Raw genomic sequence first — 1,159 nt, 5'->3', positions numbered from 1 at the left:
GAGCGAAACAGAAACTTAAGGAATGGCTATGCTTGCTTATCAGGTCAGCAAAAGTATTGAAATCAACAAATCTCAAAGTGAGATCATCGATTATCTAAAGGATTTTAAAAACTGGCCTGAGTGGTCTCCTTGGATCATTTTGGAGCCAAGCTGCGAGCTGACTTACAGTGACAATCAAGGCCACGTTGGTGCTGGTTACCAATGGAATGGGCAACGAATTGGAACGGGGGCGGTTGTTCTGGAAAGCACACAAGAACATCGTTTAGACATGGAGCTGCATTTTTTTCGCCCATCAAAAGCCACGGCAAGGTGACGCTCATCGTGACGCCGTCACAAGATGGTTGTACCGTAGAATGGCAAATGCAGTCTCGTGTTCCTTGGTATCTGTTTTTTCTGAAAACGATGTTCAAATCCATGGTTGAAATGGATTACGATCGTGGACTCAAGATGCTAAAAAGCCAGTTAGAAACTGGGCAAATATTGTCGCAGTTGAGCGAAATCGGCACTCGTCATCAAGATTTGATTCATTACGTTGGTTTGCAAGGTTCAGGGACAATTCCTGAGCTTGGTCCAATCATGAAAAAGCAAACTCAAAGACTGTACGAACTGATGCAGAAAGAAAGTCTGCCCGTCAGCGGCGAACTGTTCTGCTATTACCTTTCAATGGACATGAAGCTCGGTCATTTTGAATTTGTAACCTGCTTGCCCGTGAGTGAAATGGTAGAGGTACCAAATGGTTTTGTGTTTGGCACGATTCCAGCGTGTGAAACTTTTGTGATTGAGCACAAAGGTGACTACCAGTTTTTGGGCAATGCGTGGTCGTTAGGGATGAATTTGACACGCCAAAACGGCATAAAAGTGAAGAGCAAACCTTTGGGGATTGAGCGCTACTTGAATAACCCGAATGAGACACCTAAAGCCGGCCTACGTACAGAAGTGATCCTATTTAAGAAATGATTTGGGTTGCAAAACCATGATGTAATACGCGGTTTCATCCTAACTGAATGATAGTATTGATGAATACTTGTAAGCAAAACAGTAATTAAAGTGACGGCTTATACTCGCAGTCACTTTTTCATGGATGAAATATGACAATCAGATACTCTTTACTTGCGGCCAGTTTACTGGCTGGGCTTGTTCACGCCAGTGAAGCACCGAA

General features: G+C 43.6%; 1 pseudogene. It reads left to right on the top strand.

What is annotated here, in order from left to right:
• Nucleotides 1-28 precede the first annotated feature (28 nt).
• Nucleotides 29-957: pseudogene (locus R7M72_RS25330) on the top strand (SRPBCC family protein).
• The last annotated feature ends 202 nt before the right edge of the window (nucleotides 958-1,159 follow it).

The organism is Vibrio sp. YT-18, from assembly GCF_033337345.1.
In the GTDB taxonomy this organism is placed as follows: domain Bacteria; phylum Pseudomonadota; class Gammaproteobacteria; order Enterobacterales; family Vibrionaceae; genus Vibrio; species Vibrio alginolyticus.
Note: the sequence above shows the minus strand (reverse complement) of the source record. Positions and strands in the feature narration are given on the sequence as shown.